Source organism: Bilophila sp. T19-St14 (assembly GCF_059728385.1).
The window spans coordinates 702,308-721,116 of the sequence record NZ_BAAGFT010000002.1 but is presented as its reverse complement, the minus strand read 5'-3'; the positions used below and the strand labels follow the sequence as shown (position 1 = coordinate 721,116).

General features: G+C 62.1%; 14 protein-coding genes. 4 read left to right on the top strand and 10 right to left on the bottom strand.

Annotation, left to right across the window (positions count from 1 at the left end; all coding sequences use genetic code 11):
- Positions 1 to 114 precede the first annotated feature (114 nt).
- The 3 genes from AC6I1V_RS17550 (at position 115) to AC6I1V_RS17540 (ending at position 5,000) form a co-directional block, all read left to right on the top strand.
- Positions 115 to 717, top strand: coding sequence for a hypothetical protein (locus tag AC6I1V_RS17550; RefSeq protein WP_486854799.1), 603 nt, complete (start codon positions 115 to 117; stop codon positions 715 to 717).
- A gap of 16 nt (positions 718 to 733) precedes the next feature.
- Positions 734 to 3,508 (top strand): hypothetical protein, encoded by a 2,775-nt coding sequence (locus AC6I1V_RS17545; RefSeq protein ID WP_497737288.1) that lies wholly within the window; start codon positions 734 to 736, stop codon positions 3,506 to 3,508.
- A 1,255-nt stretch (positions 3,509 to 4,763) separates the two neighbouring features.
- Positions 4,764 to 5,000, top strand: coding sequence for a hypothetical protein (locus tag AC6I1V_RS17540; protein WP_486854991.1), 237 nt, complete (start codon positions 4,764 to 4,766; stop codon positions 4,998 to 5,000).
- A gap of 507 nt (positions 5,001 to 5,507) precedes the next feature.
- On the opposite strand, the gene AC6I1V_RS17535 is transcribed toward AC6I1V_RS17540, so the two are convergent.
- The 6 genes from AC6I1V_RS17535 to AC6I1V_RS17510 all read right to left on the bottom strand — a co-directional run bounded on the left by AC6I1V_RS17535 (position 5,508) and on the right by AC6I1V_RS17510 (position 11,702).
- Positions 5,508 to 5,699, bottom strand: coding sequence for a thioredoxin family protein (locus AC6I1V_RS17535; RefSeq protein ID WP_486854993.1), 192 nt, complete (start codon positions 5,697 to 5,699; stop codon positions 5,508 to 5,510).
- 38 nt (positions 5,700 to 5,737) lie between these two features.
- The gene (locus tag AC6I1V_RS17530) at positions 5,738 to 7,357 is read right to left on the bottom strand and encodes an FAD-dependent oxidoreductase (protein ID WP_497737287.1); all 1,620 of its coding nucleotides are present in this window, start codon (positions 7,355 to 7,357) and stop codon (positions 5,738 to 5,740) included.
- Between the two features lie 100 nt (positions 7,358 to 7,457).
- Entirely contained in the window at positions 7,458 to 8,021 is a 564-nt protein-coding gene (gene ahpC / locus AC6I1V_RS17525) for an alkyl hydroperoxide reductase subunit C (RefSeq protein WP_308772284.1), read from the bottom strand.
- A gap of 1,026 nt (positions 8,022 to 9,047) precedes the next feature.
- Positions 9,048 to 10,655 (bottom strand): GGDEF domain-containing protein, encoded by a 1,608-nt coding sequence (locus AC6I1V_RS17520; RefSeq protein ID WP_486854910.1) that lies wholly within the window; start codon positions 10,653 to 10,655, stop codon positions 9,048 to 9,050.
- 8 nt (positions 10,656 to 10,663) lie between these two features.
- Positions 10,664 to 11,449 carry a substrate-binding periplasmic protein gene (locus AC6I1V_RS17515; RefSeq protein ID WP_486854909.1) on the bottom strand — a complete coding sequence of 262 codons (786 nt, stop codon included), beginning with the start codon at positions 11,447 to 11,449 and terminating at the stop codon, positions 10,664 to 10,666.
- Positions 11,450 to 11,564: 115 nt separating this feature from the next.
- Complete coding sequence (locus tag AC6I1V_RS17510) at positions 11,565 to 11,702, bottom strand: hypothetical protein (RefSeq protein ID WP_486854908.1); 138 nt, start codon at positions 11,700 to 11,702, stop codon at positions 11,565 to 11,567.
- Between the two features lie 168 nt (positions 11,703 to 11,870).
- Here AC6I1V_RS17510 and AC6I1V_RS17505 point away from each other — a divergent pair, with 168 nt between their 5' ends.
- The gene (locus AC6I1V_RS17505) at positions 11,871 to 12,203 is read left to right on the top strand and encodes a hypothetical protein (RefSeq protein ID WP_497737286.1); all 333 of its coding nucleotides are present in this window, start codon (positions 11,871 to 11,873) and stop codon (positions 12,201 to 12,203) included.
- A gap of 1,181 nt (positions 12,204 to 13,384) precedes the next feature.
- On the opposite strand, the gene AC6I1V_RS17500 is transcribed toward AC6I1V_RS17505, so the two are convergent.
- The 4 genes from AC6I1V_RS17500 to AC6I1V_RS17485 form a co-directional block, all read right to left on the bottom strand.
- A complete protein-coding gene (locus AC6I1V_RS17500; RefSeq protein ID WP_308771683.1) occupies positions 13,385 to 13,987 on the bottom strand; it encodes a TetR/AcrR family transcriptional regulator in 603 nt (200 codons plus the stop codon).
- Between the two features lie 8 nt (positions 13,988 to 13,995).
- Positions 13,996 to 15,519, bottom strand: a complete 1,524-nt coding sequence (locus AC6I1V_RS17495; RefSeq protein ID WP_486854555.1) for a DHA2 family efflux MFS transporter permease subunit — start codon at positions 15,517 to 15,519, stop codon at positions 13,996 to 13,998.
- The gene (locus AC6I1V_RS17490; RefSeq protein WP_308771682.1) at positions 15,516 to 16,742 is read right to left on the bottom strand and encodes an HlyD family secretion protein; all 1,227 of its coding nucleotides are present in this window, start codon (positions 16,740 to 16,742) and stop codon (positions 15,516 to 15,518) included. Before AC6I1V_RS17490 ends, AC6I1V_RS17495 begins: the two co-directional genes overlap by 4 nt.
- 934 nt (positions 16,743 to 17,676) lie before the next feature.
- On the bottom strand, positions 17,677 to 18,585 hold the full coding sequence (locus AC6I1V_RS17485) for a DMT family transporter (RefSeq protein WP_486854556.1): 909 nt from the start codon (positions 18,583 to 18,585) through the stop codon (positions 17,677 to 17,679).
- Positions 18,586 to 18,809: the final 224 nt, after the last annotated feature.

Genomic DNA, 18,809 nt, shown 5'->3' with positions numbered 1-18,809 from the left:
CGGATTTTGCTTGGGCCTTTTGCATGAAGCACCCGCGCGGGGAAACCGGCAACGCCGTTGGCGGCCCCGTGCGGCATGTCCCGCCGTTTTGCGGCATGACGAAGGAGTCGGACAATGGATGCGACCGTACGGGAATTGCGGCTGCCGGAAGGGTTTGCGGGGATGCTTGAAGACAACGGCCTGCCGTTGCCCCCCCTGCCTCTGGAGGCCATCAACGAACTGGAACAGATCGACGAATGGTTTTTCGCCACGGACGGGCGGGAGCTCTCCGGGCTTGCCGGGCTTTACCTTGAGGAGCTGGACGCCTTGTTTGGCGGCCCCGGAGCGCCGCAGGGCATCGGGGAAGGCCCCGTCCGCTATCTCGGCTGCGGGCTTGTGGGCAGGGGGCTCCAAAGTTGGCAGTTCCGCTACCTGCTGGATGCGGGACGCCTGCGCCTTGGGCTGTCGCTCCCGTGGGGGCGTGCGTGGGGCGACCCCGAAGCGGAACGCCTGTCCCTTGAGGCGGCGTGCCGTTTTATCGAGGCCTGCCAAGCCTGCCTGCCCCGGTCGGGCGTGCTGAGCGTCGTCCTTGACGCCGAGCGCTGCGCATGGCGCCTGGACACCTCGGAGGGCGAGGTACGGCAGCAGGGCGAAGGGCTGGATGCCCTGCTGGATCTGATGCAGGGCTTCGATTCCGGGCCTGCCGGCATCCCCAACGTCAACTGGATGCGCGTCTAGCGCACGGAGGCCACCTATGAGCTCCACGATTTTCTCCACGACGCCCGGCACGCCCCTCGGCATCGATCCCCATGCGGACGTCGAAGACGCCGGGCGGCAAAACCCAGTCGCCCCCAACGCCGCACGGGACGAGGCCCCGGCCCCCGGAAACCCGTCCGATGCGGATCTCGTCCAGGCCGAGCCGCGGCTGCGCCGGATGCTGGACACGGCCCTTGACCGCTCCGGCGGGCTGCGGGGCATCGGCGGGGATCTGTACGAAGCCCTGAAAGCCGAAATCCCCCGCCCCAAGCTCTTCCACGGCGGCTTCAGCATTCACTCCGCCATGCTGGATGCCGCCAAAGCCTGCGATGCGGCGGCGGCGAAGTTGCGCGGCATCCCCATCGGGGACTTCCGCGGCAACCCGCTTCCCGATGCCGCGTTCAAGGCGCTGAAAGGCTTCGTCGATGCGCAGAACAAGCTGTATTCCCAGATTGCCGCATTCCAAAAGGCCAGCGGTGTTCGGGCCGCCCTGCTTGACTCGCTGGCGCAGGCCACCCAGTTCCGGGCTTCAGAGGCGCTGAATTTTGCGGCCACCATGCAGCTCATGGCTATGCCCGCCAACCGGCAGCAGGAGGTGGCCCCCGGCGTTGCTGAGCCCCAGGCGCCCACGGCGGGGAAAGCCATGCAGGACATGGCGCACTTCATGCACGGCAGCGGCGGCGTCGCCGGGGCGTTCAGGGCTGATGCGGCGCGGCTTTTCGGAAAAATCGACGCGCTGGAAGCCCGCAAGGGGCAGATGCCGCTTGATGTATTTCAAGATACGATAGCCCGGCTGCGCGACGATCTCGAAACCCTGCGCGGGCGCATCGACGCGGCCATCAACCCCGATGCCGCCCCCGCCCCCGACGAAGGGATAGCCCAGGAAGGCGCCCCCACTCCCGGCGGAGGCGTGGCCCCTGAGGGCGGCCCCCTCCCGGACGGCGATCCGGCCCCCGCCCCCGACAGCGGCCCGGTCCTCATCCCCGACCGCTCCCTGTTCGCACCCGCCGAGGCCATGCTTGCCCGCTCCGCCGAGCGGCTGGACGCCCTTGCCGCCGCCGACCCCAAAGCGGGCGTCAGATCCGCCATACGCGCGATCCTGCCGCTTGTGGATCCCTCCCTGTTCCACGAGGCTTCGATCCTGCCCAACGGCCTCGGCACGCAGCTTTCCGTGGGGCTTGCCCGCTACAACGCCAGGGTCGGCGAGCTCATGGCCCGCTTCGACGCCGGGGAGCTCTCGCCTGAACAGCTGGAGCACGAGATGAGGGAGGCCATGGACATCCTTCAGATCCCGGACACCCGCCGGGCCTGCGGTACGCTCCTGACCATGATGGAAATCGCGAAGGAGCCCAGAATGACTACAGAGGAGATCGAGAGCTACTACCTGAAATTCTGCGGGGAGCGGATCCTGCCCGGCATGGCGGATAAACTGCGCCGGAGCGTGGAGCAAAGCGGCTTGGTGTTCATGCCCCCTGAGGTGGAAAGGCTCGCGGCCCAGATCGGGAGCACGCCCCTGATCACGCGCAACGAGATCTTCACTGCCGAGATCATGGAGGCCGTCGGGATGTTGCGCTCGACGGGGGCCAACCCGCAGGCGCGGGGCGAATACATCCAGGCCGCGCTGGATCACCATGTGGACATCAATACCGTCCTCGAAGCCTCCCTGCGCGGCATCATGACCGACCAGCTTGAGCTCCGGGCGGGCGACGCCATCCTGAAGGGTTCCCGCAAGCTGGGGCAGGGCGCGGCCAATACCGTGCATCTGTGTACCTACCGGGGCAGGGACGGCGAAGACATGAGGCTTGTCTTCAAGCCTGAGGTGGGCGCACGGCGCGGCCTCGACGGGTTGGCCGCGGGCGGCCTCGGCTACCGCGACGGCGCGCGCACCATGCAGCTCAACGTGGCGGCCTCCCGTGCGGCGGACGCCATCGGCTGCGGCGGGGCCATCGCCCGCTCAAGCATCGGCAGCCATGACGGGCAGCTTGGCCTGTTCATGGAGGCCGCCCCCGGCAAGACCTTCTACGATGTCCTGCGCGGCAAGCCCTGCTGCCGGATGCCCGACGGCAGGGAGCTCAATTTCCGGGAAGCCTGCCACGTCCTGCGCTCCAACGGGAAGCTCGATGCCATGCGCGCCAACCTGATGCGCGAACTTTCCAGGCTGGAGTGGGCCGACGTCCTCTCCGGGCAGGTGGATCGCCACGGCAACAACTACCTTGTGGACATCAACCCGCAAACCGGGGCCGTGAAGATCACGGGCATCGACAACGACGCCAGCTTCGGAACCCTCAAGAGGGGCATGACCGTCGTTGACCTGAGCAACCCCACCCAGTACCAGAAGAAATTCCTGAAACTGCTGGAGGGACACAGATACGCCGTACCGGCTGACGGACGCATCGACCTCTCGACCATCCCCCCAGGCCTGTTGTATACGGCGTGCCAGGTGTTCGGCTTCAACCAGCTGTTCAAGCCGGCGCTCATCGACCGCGACACGTTCGACAAGCTCATGGCCCTTGATGAAACGGACTACCGGGCCATGCTCGCCCCCTGCATGGACGACGAAGCCGTGGATGCCGCCGTGGACCGGCTCAGGGAAGCCAAGGCCTACGCCACGGAACTTGCGAAGGGTGGCCGTGTCGTGGATGACTGGGCCGCGCCGAGCGTCATGGAAACGTATGCCCGGCATAAGCTCAGCGCGAAGGCCAGGTTCGAAGAGAAGGTTCAGAGCGGCTTCTTCACCCGCGACTTTCTGGCGAAGTTCAGCGACATCCTCTGAGCCGACGATCCGGGAGGCCGCAAAACGCTTGCGGACGCCGTGTCCCCTTGAGGGATGCGGCGTCTTTTTTCATGAACCGCCTTGCGGCAGCGGTGCTGCGCCTTCCGAAAAGGGAAGGGCCGCCATACCGGAGGGAACCCGCTGCCTCCGGGATTTGAGGGTGGCAGCCCCGGATGGCAATTATAGGAAAAGCAAATCCATTCTTCGCACTATGGGCAGCCCCGGATGGGCGGGGAGGGCATGAATCGCAAGGTGATATGGGCTCTTCCCGGCAAAGCAGCCTCGGATGGGCAGGGGGGACATCCCGCCCTTTTATGGATGTCCATTTTATGTGTGCGATATGAGCGTCCGCTTAAAGGGGATATTCTGAGCGTCCATTTAGATAGGATAAAGAGACAGGAAAGTGTGAGCGTCCACTCTGACAGGAATTTTTTAGGCTGTGTCATAGAAAATGGTTGATGCTTTTTTCCTTGAAGTTTCAAAGGAATAACCAGCAAAATGCCTTAGCCATAGGTTCCGCCAAGGGGAAAACTGGAGAAATAGACTGTATTTTCACCACACTGTGGGATGAAACAACCGCATACTATGACAGAGCCATTTTTTATAGATCCCGTCAGTACATACGGTTGTTTCATCCCCAGAGTATGATGAAAATACGGCCTTTTTCTCCCGCTTTCCCGGTGGGGCTTCAGAGGCATATCATTGGTCATTTATTTGGAACTTCAAGAAATAAATCGGCAACCGTTTCTTCTGGAACGGTCTTTTCAACGCATATGGACGGACATTCTGAGCGTCCATTGTATAGGTCAAAGAGACGGGAAATTGTGAGCGTCCATTTTTGCTTATTATATGTAGTTTGTTGTCATTATGAAGGAATAAAATTGACACTGACATAATAAAAAAGGCCCTGTCATGGTATGTGGTTGCCTCATCTTCACAGCACGGTGAACATACGGCCTTTTTCTCCAATTTTCCCTTTGGCAGACTCATAGCTGAGGCATTTTGTTGATTATTCCCTTGGAACTTCAAGGAAAAAGGCATCAGCCATTTTCTATGGCACAGCCTAAAAAAATTCTATGTCTCGGTTTGTGCGGCGCGCGTTCCTCGCATCACGCTTCGCCCATACGCAATACGCGTTTTGGAAAGCCGCCTAGCGGGGGGCCTTCTTTTTCTAAGGTTCTGTTAGAGCATCTGGTTGTTTTATATCCGCAATATGCTGAAAATACAGTTTTTTTAATTTTCGCTGATGGGTTCCATGATTCGGACCATTTTATTGGTTATTCCTTTGGAATTTCAAGAAATAAAGTATCGACCGTTTTCTATGGCACGGCCTTCCCTAAAAGGCCGCAATGTCCATTTCCCCGGCGGCAAGCAGGGCTCTGCAAAAAGGCCGCAGGGAACCGTTGCTGCTGGCTTGCCGGAAGCCAAAGCCTTTGAGGAGAGGGACTGTCGGCATCTGCCCCGCCATGTTACCCAAAAGAAAATTTCATGAAAGAAAACCCTGTGCCGGAAAAGCACAGGGCAATGTGCGCAGCCTTGAAAAGAAAGGCTGTGTCATAGAAAACGGTTGATGCTTTTTTCCTTGAAATTCCAAAGGAATAACCAATAAAATCCCCCAATCACAGAGCCCACCAGCGGAAAATTTGAAAAAGCATATAGTTTCAGTATATTACTGAAACAAAACAGCCATGTACTATGACAGAGCCAAAAGAAAAGGCTGGCAAGCATGAAGGAGGAGGAGAGGGGGGGAGAAAGGGGCGTGCCCGCTGTTTTGGGGAAGGGGAACTTTTCAGCCTCCTTCCCCAAAACAGCCCTAGGTTCGCTTATGGAAAGGCTCTGTCATAGTATGCGGTTGTTTCATCCAACAGTGTGGTAAAATACAGCCTTTTTCTCCAGTTTTCCCCTTGGCGGAACCTATGGCTAAAGCGTTTTGCTGGTTATTCCTTTGAAACTTCAAGGAAAAAACATCAACCATTTTCTATGACACAGCCTATGGAAATCACCCGGCGTGCCCGGCCTCCGGTTCCGTCAGCAATTCCGGCAGTTGGGCGAGCGTCTTCTTGCCGAACGCCGCCTTCGCCTTGTTGATGATGAGGCAAGGCACGCTCATGATCTTGTACCGTTCCCGCAGTTCCGGGAAGAGGTTCACATCGTAGGCCTTGGCTGTCACCAGCGGGTTTGAGGCGGCGATTTTCTACGCCGCCATCGCCAGTTCCGGGCACATGGAAATCACCCGGCGTGCCCGGCCTCCGGTTCCGCCAGCAATTCCAGCAGTTGGGCGAGCGTCTTTTTGCCGAACGCCACCTTCGTCTTGTTGATGATGAGGCAAGGCACGCTCATGATCTTGTACCGTTCCCGCAGTTCCGGGAAGAGGTTCACATCGTAGGCCTTGGCTGTCACCAGCGGGTTTGAGGCGGCAATTTTTTGCGCCGCCATCACCAGTTCCGGGCACATGGTGCAGGTCAGGGAAACCACGATTTGCAGTTCCAGGGGCCTGCCGATGGCGGCGATGGCCTCGGCAAGGGCCGGATCGATGCTCTGGCCGGGGCCCGCCGCGTTGTACAGGCCCACGATGAACGAATTGAACTCATGCCCGCCGGGGACGCCGTGGAAGGCAATGCCGGTATCGCTCCCGTCCGCCCGAAAAAACCGCACGCAGGGGCGTTCCGGCCCGTCAGACGGCGGCGTCCACTCCACGGTCAGCTTATCCGTCAACGCCGCGAGCTCCAGGAGCATCCGGCGCAGATCTTCCGAAACCGGGCGTCCGTCCGGTTCCGCCTTCAGGGTGAGCGGGCTTTCCATCCGGGCGAAGACGCCCGCAAGCTGTTCCCGCTGCTCAGCCGTTAGGAACCCGTCCCCTGCACCGCGGGCATTTCCCGAAGGGGCTTTCGGGGCGCCGGAAGCCGCGGCTGCCGGGCCTTGCGGATGCGGCCCGCGCGGGGCCGCCCCATTGTACCCCGTATCGGCGGCCTCCGGGCGCTGCGGGCGCAGCCCCGTCCTGCGCTGCATGTCCGCCGCATAGCGTTCGATGGCGGTGGCGGCAACGGCCCCGTCCGAGACGGCGGTGACCACTTGGCACAGCCGCTTGTCGCACACGTCCCCGGCGGCGTAGATCCCTTCCGTCCGCGTCCGTTGTTCCCTGTCGGTAACGATATTGCCCCGCTCGGTCAGTTCCGCAAGCCCTTCGGCAAGCCGCGAGGCCGGTTCGTACCCGGCGAAGACGAATACCCCGAAGCTCTCGCCCTCAGGCGGCGCATACGTTTCCTGCCGCCCGGTCACGGTGTCGCGGAACACGGCGCGGCGCAGGGCCGTGTCGCCTTCCACCGCTTCCAGGACGGTATTGAAGCGCACCCGGACGGATTCGTGGGCCAGCACCTGTTCGGCGATGCTTTCGGCGCAGGACAGCGTGCCCCGGCGCACGAGCATGGTCACGGAGCGGGCGTAGCGGGTGAGGTACATGGCTTCCTCGGCGGCGGCGAACCCGCCGCCCACCACAAACACGTCCCTGCCCGTAAAGAACCCGCCGTCGCATGTGGCGCAGTAGGCCACGCCCCGGCCCCGGAACGCCTCCTCGCCTTCAAAGCCCACCTTGCGGGGATGGGCCCCGGTGGAGAGCAGCACGGCGAAGCACCGGAAAGCCCCCCGGCTCGTGCGCACGATGCGGAAATCCCCGTCCACGTCGATCCCCTGCGCTTCGGCCAGCAGGAACTCCGCGCCGAAATGCCGGGCCTGACGGCGCATCGCCTCGGTGAGCAAATGGCCGTCAATCCTTTCCACGCCGGGATAATTCACCACTTCGGCGGTGAGGGCTATCTGCCCGCCGAAGGCGTCCTTCTCCACGACAAGCACCCTGTACCGGGCGCGGGCAAGGTAGAGGGCGGCGGCAAGCCCTGCCGGGCCGCCCCCACCACCACGGCGTCGTACAGATCCGCAGTCCGGGCGGCGTCCATTACAGCAGGCCCACGAGGTCGAGGCTGGGCTTCAGGGTTTCCGCGCCGGGCCGCCACTTGGCGGGGCATACCTGATCGCCGTGCGAGGCCACGAACTGGGAAGCCTGCACCCGGCGGAACAGTTCGTCTGCGTTGCGGCCCACGTTCCCGGCGATGACCTCGTAAGCCACGATGCGGCCTTCGGGGTTGATGATGAAGCTGCCCCGTTCGGCCATGCCTTCCGATTCGATCATCACGTCGAAATCCCTGGCCAGCGCGCCGGTGGGATCCGCGAGCATGGGGTATTTGATTTTCTGTATGGTCTTCGAGGCATCGTGCCACGCCTTGTGGACGAAATGGCTGTCGCACGAAACCGAATAGACCTCGCATCCAATGGACTTGAAATCTTCATATTTTTCGGCGAGATCCTCAAGCTCGGTGGGGCACACGAACGTAAAGTCCGCCGGATAGAAGAAAAACACGGCCCATTTCCCAAGGATATCGGCCTTGGTCACGGTCTTGAAGGCGTTGTCCTGAAAAGCCTGAACGCTGAATTCGCTTACTTCCTTATTGATCAGCGACATAATGATCTCCTTTGGTTTTTGTTGGCGTCCCCGCACGGCATGCCGCCGTGCCCCACTAATTGAATACGAAATTCATTACCATTTAGAATTCCTTTGTCAAGGTCGCAGGGACATGGTTTTCCTGAGCGCGCCCGCCCGTCACATGCCCCGGCCCTTCACGCTAGTACCGCATTTCCCCGCAAGGATACATTACTTTTTCGTCCCATCCCCACCCGTGCCGCACCCCCGCGCCGTATGGGGCCTTGCCGCGGGCCTTCGCCCATCCGTGCGGCGGCCTGAAAAAATTCAGCCTGCCCGGTTTGGGCCTCCGCCGTATCTGACGGAGCCCTTCCGCACCCCCGATGTGCTGTAAAGCCCGCTCCCGGACATCCCCTGTGCCGTATATGCCCAAGCGCTTTGAAACAGGGGCTCCTGCCCCCGCACCTTCCCCAGCAGCGCCACGGAATTTTTTCCGGGGCTTTTCTTTGGCTGTGTCATAGAAAATGGTTGATGCTTTTTTCCCTGAAGTTCCAAAGGATTAACCGATAAAATGTCTTAGCCGTAGATCCCGCCAAGGGGAAAACCGGAGAAAAAGGCTGTATTTTCACCGCACTGTGGAGGTGAAACAACCACATACTATAGCAGAGTCTTTCTTTTAGGGGGCAAGTGTGCGGCGCGTATCCACATCATCATAGAGGCATGCTGGATAGAGGTTGGCTGGAGGTTCGCCTGAACAGGGGGGTGTTTTATCGGATGCCCCGCCTCACCGTGATTCGCACATAGATGGGAAGGAGGTTCCACAGTGTGCCCCTCATCTTGATAGGGAGGAAAAAGATTGGGAATGGATGCCTTCCTGAATACGCCGCCGAGAGGGGTAGTCTGTGCCCATTCCCCCGCGCAAGACGATCAAGCTCAGGGTGTCCAAGGAGCTCAAGGAAGCAATGGGGGCTTCCGAAACCGTGCGCACGGGCGGGGCCGATGGTGCCCAATAGCCCCGCCGATCCCCGCTGATCCGGGCCGATGCGGGCCTGCCGGGATCGGAAGGGCTCACTCCCCGAAAAGGGCGATCCGGTTTCTGCCGGACGTCTTGGCTTTATAGAGCGCCTGATCCGCGTGGGCCAGCACTTCGCAGATGTCCTGATCGTCCCCGGACGGGCGGTGCGCGATGCCGATGCTGACGGTGAGCCTGCCCGTCTGGGAATCGGGATGGGGAAGGTTCAGCGCGGCCACTTCCTCCAAAATGCGCTGAGCCACGGTCATGGCCGAATACTGCCCGCCCCCGGCCAGGATGGTGGTGAACTCTTCGCCGCCGTACCGGAATATCCTGTCGGAATTCCGCAGGAGCGCCTTCTGCGTGGCCTGCGCCACGGCTTTGAGGGCGGCGTCCCCGGCCTGATGCCCAAACCGGTCGTTGTAGTTCTTGAAAAAGTCGAGGTCGAGCATCAGCAGGGCGAGCGGCGTGCGCGCCGGGATGCGTTCCATCGTCTCCTCAAGCGCCCGGCGGTTGTACACGCCGGTCAGCGCATCCCGGAAGCTGAGGTCGGCATACTGATCCCGCTCCTGCGCGAGCTGCCCGGAACGGGTATTCAGTTCGTCCATATGGCGGCTGATGTCCGGCAAAACGTCGAGCACGTCCTGCAATTCCCGGATGCGCACGCGGGGGAGCTCCGATATGGGGCGCCCGGAACGGATGGTGCGCAGCGCCTGGGAGAGCAGGGACAGGGGGCGGAGGATCTGAAGGTGGATGAGCAGCAGCGTGGCAAGCAGCCCGGCGAACACCGCGGCCCCCATGATCGGGAAGAGTTCCTCGATGCGTGAAACTTCCTCGTTGATGTGGGACATGCTCCGGTAAATCCATTCGGCCTCGTGGGTCGAAACGGCGTCGCTGAGTTCGCGCAGCTTGCCGTCAAGGGTGCCCCAGAGTTCTTTGGCTTCCGCCTGCCCGTGCGCGAGCTGCGCCCAACTGGAGGCGATGCCTTCCCAGCCCGCCCGGAATTCCGCGCAGTCCTTGAGCAGCGGCTGGTCAGGGGGCTCCGCCCGTTCCGCCTTGGCGCACATGCCCATCAGCGGGCGCAGGCTTTCCTGCAGGCCCTGCCTGTTGGCCGTGCCGCTTGCGAACTCCTTGCCTAGATGCCGCGCGCTGTGCCTGAGAGGATAGCCGTATTCTATCCCGCTTCGGATGAACAGCCGGCCGAGCACGTTTGAAAAAGAGATTTCCCCGTCATGAAGCCGATCCTCGGCCTGATGGTTTTGCTGCTTCAGCTCGATGAGGCGGAGGAGCTGGGGTTTGATTTCATTCATTTTGCTGGAGAAATCCAGCGACGTTTCCTCAAAGACGGACTCCGCGATCAGGGCTTGGGCGGTAATGCCCGCGTTCCGGCTGATGGTGGGGTCTGAGGAGCTGTACACCAGCGCAATGCTGCGGCGCATGTTTTCGACGTTGAGGAGCATCTGCTGCTTGGCGAGGACTTGCGGCAGATGGCTGTTGCTGGTGGAGAGCGCCAGGTTTTTGATCCGCTGAAGGTCACTGATGAAGATGAAGGAGACGAAGGCCAGCAGCGCCATCAGGGGTGCTGAGACGATGACGGGGAAAAGGTTGATGCCGATCTGCCGCTTTCTTCCCGGTTCCGCGTTTCGTGAAGGCTTGGAATGCATGGACGCGCTCAATAAATGCTGAAGGGGAAATATTTGCGCACGATGCGGTCGTAATCGCCGTTCAGTTTGATATGGACGATGGCTTCGTTGAGGGCGTCCACCAATTCGGGCTCGCCTTTCCTGACGCCGATGTGGGCATAGGCGAGGTCTGCGTCCGGCGGGAGGGGGTCATCCAGTATGGCGAAAGGCTGCCCGCGCTCGCTCTGGAGGAATTCATACCCGGACAGCCCATCCACGAGGATGGCGTCCAGCCCCCCGGCGCAGAAGGCTTCAAGGAGCTGCTCATAGGTGGGGAAACGGATAAGCTCAACCACGTCGGCCCAGTGCCTCTGGAGGAAAATCTCCTGCTGCGTATGCTCCTGGACGCCGATGCGCTTCCCCTTCAGCCCTTCGGGGCTGATGTCCACGCTGTTCGGAAGCCCCAGATAGATGGAACGGGAATGGTAGTAGCTGTTGGTGAAATCCATGTACGCCTGCCGCTGTTCGTTTTGGGCAAGCCCGGCGACGATCAGGTCAAGCTCGCCCCCGCGCATCTTCTCGAACAGGGTGCCGAAGGGCAGCGGCTTGATCGTGCAGGAACGGCGCATGGCTTTGCACAGCGCCTCAGCGACTTCGGGGTCGAACCCGGCCTGTCCGCCTTCTATGGGAAAGGAAAAGGGCGCATAATCGTCTTCCACGCCGATGCGGAGGGTTTCCTCGGCCCCGCCGCGCGCCGGGAAGCCCGCGGACAGCAGCGCGAGGAGGAGCACAGCCAGCAGGACGGGCCGGAGCGGGGGAGGAAAAGACGGTATCATGATCTTCAAAGGAAACTCTCTTGGGGGACGGTCCCTGCAAGGTTCCCGTTTCTCGGCGGGGAACACGGGACGCTTCACTGTGATGCTCTCGTTTTCAAAGGGGAAAAGGCGTTCCTCAGAACTTGTTGCGGGAAGCCCCGGCAGGCTGATCGGAAAAACGGCGGGACGCTGGCCCCGGAGAACCGGGGATCAGCCGCACGGCGGAACCGGCGGCGGGCACCCTCAGCCCCTGACCTAGCGCGGTACGCGGCATCAGGATCCGATGGATGGGGCAGGCCGCTTTTCTCAATGCGCGGCCTACCCTTTTCTAAAGGATATTCCGGCCCGTTGCAATCAGTGCTTGGGGAGGAATAACGATTTATTGCGAGGAAGAATACCGTGTTATGAGAAAACATGGAGACGGCCGGAAAAGGCGCGGGGGATGTTTTGGGGCCGCCGTTTTTCGGCGGCAGCGGCCCGGCATCGGTATATCCCTATAAAATTATATGGGATCGCGATCCCCACCCGTACCGGGTGCGTCATGGCCCCATCGGGGTTCCGCCTGCGGCGTAGCGAGCCCCGCCTATGCGGGAAAGGCCGTGCCCATGCGGGAGGTGCCGTCAAGGAATCCGACGACTGCGCCGATCAGGACAGCGCTCCCGCCCGTACGGGAAGTGCTTCGGCTTTACGTCCGGGGTTCCTGCTGGTTCCCTGCAATCCCCGTCCGTGCGGAAAGTGCCCGGCGGACGGCGGGCGCAGGGAGCGGAGGCATTAGGAGGCAGAGGGCGGCCTCCGGTGTTCCTTCCGCAATCCTGCGGCACAGCATGAGATGGCTTTGGCGGCTTGTATGTTTTGGGAAAGCCTTCCGCATACTCTGCGATGCGGCCCCTGTTTCGGGGGCGTGCCCATTCCCGGCTCCGCACAGGGTACCGATTACCACCCGGTTGGGACAGAGGGCCGGACGGCGGGGGACGGGGTGGGGCATCACATGGAGGGGCGGCGGGCAGTTCGCGGGCGCTTGTTGATGCCACAGAAATATATCACATAATCATTTTTTATTATGTTAATTTTATGCCGTTTTATACCATGAAAAACAGCGGAACCCTTGCCTCAAAGCCGTAAAACATACGCGGCCCTCTGCGGGCGCTTGTAACGCGCCACAGGAAAAAACAATCAACGTCCATTGTTGCAAGAAAAACAAAGCCCACCTGTCTTGAAACCGGGTGGGCCTTGGGGCCAGAAGGTACTGAGGGGAGGGGCCGCTGTCTATTCCGCGAAAGACTTCCGGCGCAACCGGGGAAAAGCGTAGCCGCCCCCATAATGGGAATTACTTGCTTATAAATACATGATAGTCTGTTAGAGATCTACAATTTGTTGGCTTTCAAAGCTGGCGGCGGCGGAAAAAGGGATGCCGCCCAAACGCCCTGCCGCGTTTCTGGTGTGACCTACCGAATTTACTTACTAAACATCGCGTAGAAGGCCGCACGGCGGCCCACCATGCGTGGGCTGCGGGCCCAGAGAGTCCGCTTTTCAGTAGCGCGTATATCCGCCACGTTATGGACCCTCCCGCCCGGAGGGGCCGCGTCCGGTCATGCCCGAAGCCCCCGCGCGTTGCTCAACATTCTTTGCCCGAAGGGGCTGCACCAACAGATCGGGGCCACGGGCCGCGATCCCGTGCTATCCCTCGCGCGGATGGGCCACACGCGTAACGAAGGTAATAAATTTGAAATCAATGCCAGCACCCTCGTGCGGATGGGCCGCACCGGGGGCGAAACCCGTTTCGAGCGGGGCAAAGCCGACAGCCCACGGAGAAGCCCGCCGGCTCACGCCGCGCTCGGACGCCCCCCGCACAGCGGCCCACCGCGCGTAGGGCCACGGCCCAGAGAGGGCGCTTTTCAATGGCGTGCATATCCGCCACGTTATGGACAACAACCGCCCGCCCGCATGAGGCCGCCCTTATTTTTCCGGCAGGATGATGTCGAGATAGGCGATATACAGCTCCTTTACGTCGAGCGGGGCCTTGTCCCTGAACATCCCCTGCCAGAGCAGCCCCTGCATGATCGGGGAAACGAGAAGCTGCGGGAACTGTTGGAGCGCCGGGTGGGGGTGCTCATGCGCGGCGAGGCGCAGGTTTTCCCGATGCAGTTCGAGGAGCGGGACGATCAGGCCGTGGTAGAACGGGGTGACGAGCTTGGGGTTGTGCAGCCCCTCGGCCCATACCAGCCTGATAATCCGCGCCGTCCGCGAACAGCCTTGCTCATCCAGCATCGGCCCGCAGAAGCGGATCAGCTTTTCGCGCAGGGTCAGGGCCTTATCTTCAAGGATCTCCTGAGCCAGCTCGTGCATGGGTGCGAACGCCGATTCCGTGAGGCCGTTGAACAGCCCCTCCTTATCCCCAAAATGCAGGTACAGCGTGCCCTTGGCGACCCCGGCACGCCGGGCGATGTCTTCCATGCGCGCCCCGGCGTACCCCTTGGCGGCAAATTCCTCCAGCGCGGCGTCGAGGATGGCCTCCCGGCGCGCCTCCGTCTTTTTCCGGCATTTCGATTGCTGTGCCATGCGCCCGCCTACCGGGTTTTCTTGTTGATGGGAACGGACAGCCAGACCAGCCCGGCCAGCCCGATGAAGGCTATGGACGCCAGCCAGAACAGTTCGTTGAATCCGAGCAGGAACCCTTGCCGCGTGATTTCGTTGGCGACCCATGCTTTCGCCTGTTCCGGCGAAAGGCCCATCTGCGCGAGCTGGCTGAGCCCGTGCTGCGCCGCCGGGTTGAACGGGGTGATGGACTCGGTGAGCCGGACGTGGTGCAGGGCTTCCTGCCGTTCCCACATGGTGGTGGCGAGGGACGACCCGATGGAGCCCGCCAGCACGCGGATGCAGTTGAAAAGGCTGGAGGCGTTGGCGATGTCCTTGGCGTCGAGCCCTGAAATGATGATGCTCGTGAGCGGCATGAAGAACATGGCCACGCCGATCCCCTGCACGACCTGCGGCCAGAGGACGAAGAAGAAATCGACGTCCGGGGAAAACAGGGTGCGCATGTAGAAGGCCGCCGCGAAAACCAGAAAGCTCATGGTGACGATGATCCGCATGTCGATGCGCTGCGCGAACCGGCCGATGAGCGGCGAGAGGAAGACCGGGAAAATCCCGATGGGCGCGAGGGAAAGCCCGGCCCACATGGAGGTGTAGCCGAGCCGCGTCTGGAGCATCATGGGCACCATGACCACCCCCGCGAAATAAAACAGGAACCCAAGGCTGATGCAGGTTGTGCCCACGGTAAAGTTGCGGTGCCGGAACAGGGAGAGGTCAACCACGGGGTGCTCTTCGGTGAGCTCCCACGCCACGAGGAACACCAGCCCCACCACCGTGAGGATGCCGAGGAACACGATGTAGCCGGAGGCGAACCAGTCCTTGTCCTTGCCCTCGTCGAGCATGAGCTGGAGGCTGCCCACGCCGATGATGAGCAGGATCAGCCCCACGGTGTCGATGGGGTTCTTGGCGGTGGGCGTCTCGCGCCCCGCCATAGGGATGCGCAACGCGACGAGGCATACGGCCCCCACGGGCACGTTGACGAAAAAGATCCAGTTCCACGTGTAGTTGTCGCAGATGTACCCGCCGAGGATCGGCCCAAGGATGGGCGCGAGCACGATGGTCATGGACCACAGGGAAAGGGCTATGCCGCGCTTCTCGCTGGGGTAACAGGCCAGCAGGAGGCTCTGGGAAAGCGGGATGAGCGGCCCGGCGGCGGCCCCCTGCAAAATGCGGCAAATGATGAGCATCCCAAGGCTGTTGGCTATGCCGCACAGGAACGAGGCCACGACGAACAGGAACGTGGACCAGAAATACAGCCGCACCTCGCCCATGCGCCGGGCGAACCAGCCGGTGAGCGGGATGGCGATGGCGTTGGCGACCCCGAAGAAGGTGATGACCCACGTCCCCTGTGAAGACGCCACGCCGAGGTTGCCCGCGATGGTGGGCAGGGCGACGTTGGCGATGGTGGAGTCGAGCACGGTCATCGCCGTGATCACCGAAATCCCGATGGTTGCGGCGGCGAGCATCCCGCCCTGAAGCGGCGGCAGGGGCTGGGCGCTCATGGCTTGTCCGGGATGGGGCAGACGCCGGGCAGGGCGTTGTCCCGGATGATGCCGTCGATGGTCGCCTCGACCGGGGCGAAATCGACGGCGGGGGCCTGCGAGACGAGATCGCCGGGCACGGGTTCGGTGCGGGCGGCAGCGGCGAGGAGCCGCCCCGACGTGTCGGACGTGTCCACCTTCACCACGGCGGACAGGCCCACCAGCAGGGGGTGTTCCCTGAGGTCGGCGGGATCGATTTCAATGCGCACGGGCACGCGCTGGACGATCTTGATCCAGTTGCCGGTGGCGTTCTGGGGCGGCAGGAGGGAGAAGGCGCTGCCCGTCCCGGCGGAGAACCCGGTCACGCGGCCATGATAGGTGACGTCGCCGCCGTACATATCCACGCGGATCACGGCGGGCTGGCCGATGCGCATCTTATGAAGCTGGACTTCCTTGAAATTGGCGTCGATCCAGAGGCGGTGGAGGGGGATTACGGTCATGAGCGGTGTGCCGGGCGATACGACTTCTCCGGCCTGCACGCTGCGCTTGGCGATCTGCCCGGCGGCGGGGCTCAGGACGGTGGTGCGCTGGAGCGCGAGCCAGCAGTCGCGCACGTTGGCGGCGGCCTGACGCACGGCGGGCTGTTCGGCAAGCCCGGTATCCAGCAGCACGGCGGCAAGCGCGTTGCGTTCCTCTTCGGCGGCGGCGAGGGCTACGGCGGCGTTCTCGCGGGCGTCGCGGGCGTGCTTCAGCTCTTCCGCGCCGATGGCGTTGGCCCTGCCCAGCGCCTCGCGCCGGGCCAGATTGTCGGCTTTCTGGCGCAGATCCACCCGGCGCATGCGGATGGCGGCCTCGGTTTCCCTGAGCTGCGCCTGAAGGCGGCAGGTATCGCGCACCGCCGAGGCCAGCGCCACAAGGGAACGCTCATAGGCAAGGCGGGCGTCCACGGGATCGATGCGCACGAGCCCCTGCCCGGCGGCGACCATGTCGTTGTCGTCCACATCCACGGCGACGACCTTGCCGCTCACCTGCGGCATGATACGCAGCACGTTGCCGGCGACATAGGCGTCGTCCGTGCTTTCCTCAAAACGCAGGAACAGATACCACCACGCGCCAGCGCCTATCCCCGCAAGCAGGAACAGCAAAAGCAGGAAGCCGATGAGCGGGCCCCTGCGGGGGCGTTTGCGCCGCTGCTGGGCCTTGTCGTCGTCTGGGGTCATGGAGAGGTTTTCGTCTGTCGTCATGAGAGGCTCCCGTGCAGCGCATGGTTCCCTGATCGGCCGCTCTTTTCACAGGTTGGAATAAAATGAAAACTGACCAGTCAGTTTTATATCACGCCCAGCGCACCGTCAATCGGTTTTTGGCGCACGGGCCGCCGTCCCGTGGCGGCAACCCCGGATGACGGGGAACCCCGCGAACAGGGAGAAGGCCGGACAAGCGGCAACAGCTTGCTTGCTGTAGCAGAAGACCCCCGCGAGTGGCGTGAAGGTCCCTCCCAAGATTTTCGTATGGGTCAATGAAGGGAAGAGCCCCCATGAGTGGGGGGGAAGGCCGAGGCATCAGCGCCCCGGCTGGAGAAGAACCCCCGCGAGCGGGAAAGGCCGACCTACAGCACGGCCCGCTCAGGAGGCACAGAACCATCATGGCGGAACCGGGCGAGGTGTTCCGGGCCAGCGGCTTGCTGAACATGAAAAATAGCAGGCATGGGAGAGTCCCGCGAGCAGGGGGAGAGCCGAAAATCCTTATTCTTAAGAATGGCATCGAGGAGGAGAACCCCCGCGAGCGAGGTAAAGCTGGACAAGCGGCAACAGCTTTCTTGCTGTAGCAGGAGAACCCCCGCAAGTGGTGTGAAGGCCCCTCCCAAGATTTTCGTATGGGTCAATGAAGGGAAGAGCCCCCATGAGTGGGGGTAAAGGCTTTTAAGAAATAAAACATCAACCATTTTCTATGGAAGAACCCCACAAATAGGGGAAAGGCGGGGAAGGCCGAGGCATCAGCACCCCGGCTGGAGGAGCCTCCCTTGCGAACAGGGGAAGGCTTACGCCGGGCAGGGCGGTTCGCATGTTCTCATCGGAGGCAAGGCTCCACACGGAAAAGGGGCGGCTCCGGCAGCGAAAGGGAGCCCCGCGAACAAGGGAAGGCCACAGATGCCTTTGGGGGCATGCGGGGCCTTCCCCGTCATTGCCCTTGCGGGCGGGGGGCGAGTTTTCCGCTGGACGGCTGGGCGGACGGGCAGGCTATGAGGATGAGGACGCTGCCGAAGATGAGGGCAATCCCCACGGCGGCGGACAGTGACAACGGCTCATGGAGGAAGAAGATCCCAAGGCAGGCCGCGGAGAGGGGCTCCGCAAGGCTGAGGGTCGAGGCTGTGGCGGCGGGCGTCACCTTGAGTCCGGAGAGGGTGAGGGAAAAAGCGACGGCCGTGGTGACGGCCCCAAGGTGCAGGGCCACGAGCGCGCCCACGGGGGTCGCCAGCCATGCAACCGGGTAGATCCAGAAGACGGGCAACATACACAGCCCGCTCAGGAGACACAGAACCATCATGACGGAACCGGGCGAGGCGTTCTGGGCCAGCGGCTTGCTGAACACGAAGTAGCAGGCATAGGAGAATCCCGCGAGCAGGGGGAAGGCCATGCCCGCGAAGCTGGCCCCGTCCACGGCGTCGGCGTTGAGCAGGAGCAGCCCGATCAGGGCGATCCCGGTGGCGGGATACCATGCCTTGGCGGGCTTTTCGCGCAGGAAGATCAATCCGAGCAGGGCCACGACGATGGGCGAGAAGCCGATGGCGACCACGGTGCCCACGGCAACCCCGGCTTCGAGCACGCCCCGGAAAAAGAAGAACTGGAAGCCGAGCAGGGCAAAGGCGGAGGGGATGACGCAGCGCATGGGCCAATGCCAGAACCGGGGCAGATCCCCCCGGAACGCGCACCACAGGAGCAGGGACAGCCCGCCGACGAGCATGCGCAGCGCGCCGATGACATAGGGCGTCGCCCCTTCCGGGGCAAGGGCTTGGACAGTCCCCGTGGTGCTGAAACACAAGGCCCCAAGAAGGATGAGGAGGGGCCCTCTGACAAAGGATGTGCTCATGGCTGCTTTCCTAAAGGCTGTATCATGGGAAACGGTTAATGCTTTCTTTCTTGAAGTTCCAAAGGAAGAACGAATAAAATGCCCCAATCTGGAGCCCATCAGCGAAAAAAATGAGAAAAAGTCTCTATTTTCCGCATACTGCAAAAATAAAACAATCTTATGCCATGACAGGGCCTTCCTGAAAGGGTCGGGGCAACCGGCAGGCCCGTTTTCCCCGGACAACG

Coding starts and splice junctions, on each gene's coding strand:
- AC6I1V_RS17550 (WP_486854799.1), top strand. CDS start 115: ATGGATGCGACCGTACGGGAATTGCGGCTGCCGGAAGGGTTTGCGGGG.
- AC6I1V_RS17545 (WP_497737288.1), top strand. CDS start 734: ATGAGCTCCACGATTTTCTCCACGACGCCCGGCACGCCCCTCGGCATC.
- AC6I1V_RS17540 (WP_486854991.1), top strand. CDS start 4,764: ATGATTCGGACCATTTTATTGGTTATTCCTTTGGAATTTCAAGAAATA.
- ahpC (WP_308772284.1), bottom strand. CDS start 8,021: ATGTCGCTGATCAATAAGGAAGTAAGCGAATTCAGCGTTCAGGCTTTT.
- AC6I1V_RS17520 (WP_486854910.1), bottom strand. CDS start 10,655: ATGCATTCCAAGCCTTCACGAAACGCGGAACCGGGAAGAAAGCGGCAG.
- AC6I1V_RS17515 (WP_486854909.1), bottom strand. CDS start 11,449: ATGATACCGTCTTTTCCTCCCCCGCTCCGGCCCGTCCTGCTGGCTGTG.
- AC6I1V_RS17510 (WP_486854908.1), bottom strand. CDS start 11,702: ATGCCGCGTACCGCGCTAGGTCAGGGGCTGAGGGTGCCCGCCGCCGGT.
- AC6I1V_RS17505 (WP_497737286.1), top strand. CDS start 11,871: ATGTTTTGGGGCCGCCGTTTTTCGGCGGCAGCGGCCCGGCATCGGTAT.
- AC6I1V_RS17500 (WP_308771683.1), bottom strand. CDS start 13,987: ATGGCACAGCAATCGAAATGCCGGAAAAAGACGGAGGCGCGCCGGGAG.
- AC6I1V_RS17495 (WP_486854555.1), bottom strand. CDS start 15,519: ATGAGCGCCCAGCCCCTGCCGCCGCTTCAGGGCGGGATGCTCGCCGCC.
- AC6I1V_RS17490 (WP_308771682.1), bottom strand. CDS start 16,742: ATGACGACAGACGAAAACCTCTCCATGACCCCAGACGACGACAAGGCC.
- AC6I1V_RS17485 (WP_486854556.1), bottom strand. CDS start 18,585: ATGAGCACATCCTTTGTCAGAGGGCCCCTCCTCATCCTTCTTGGGGCC.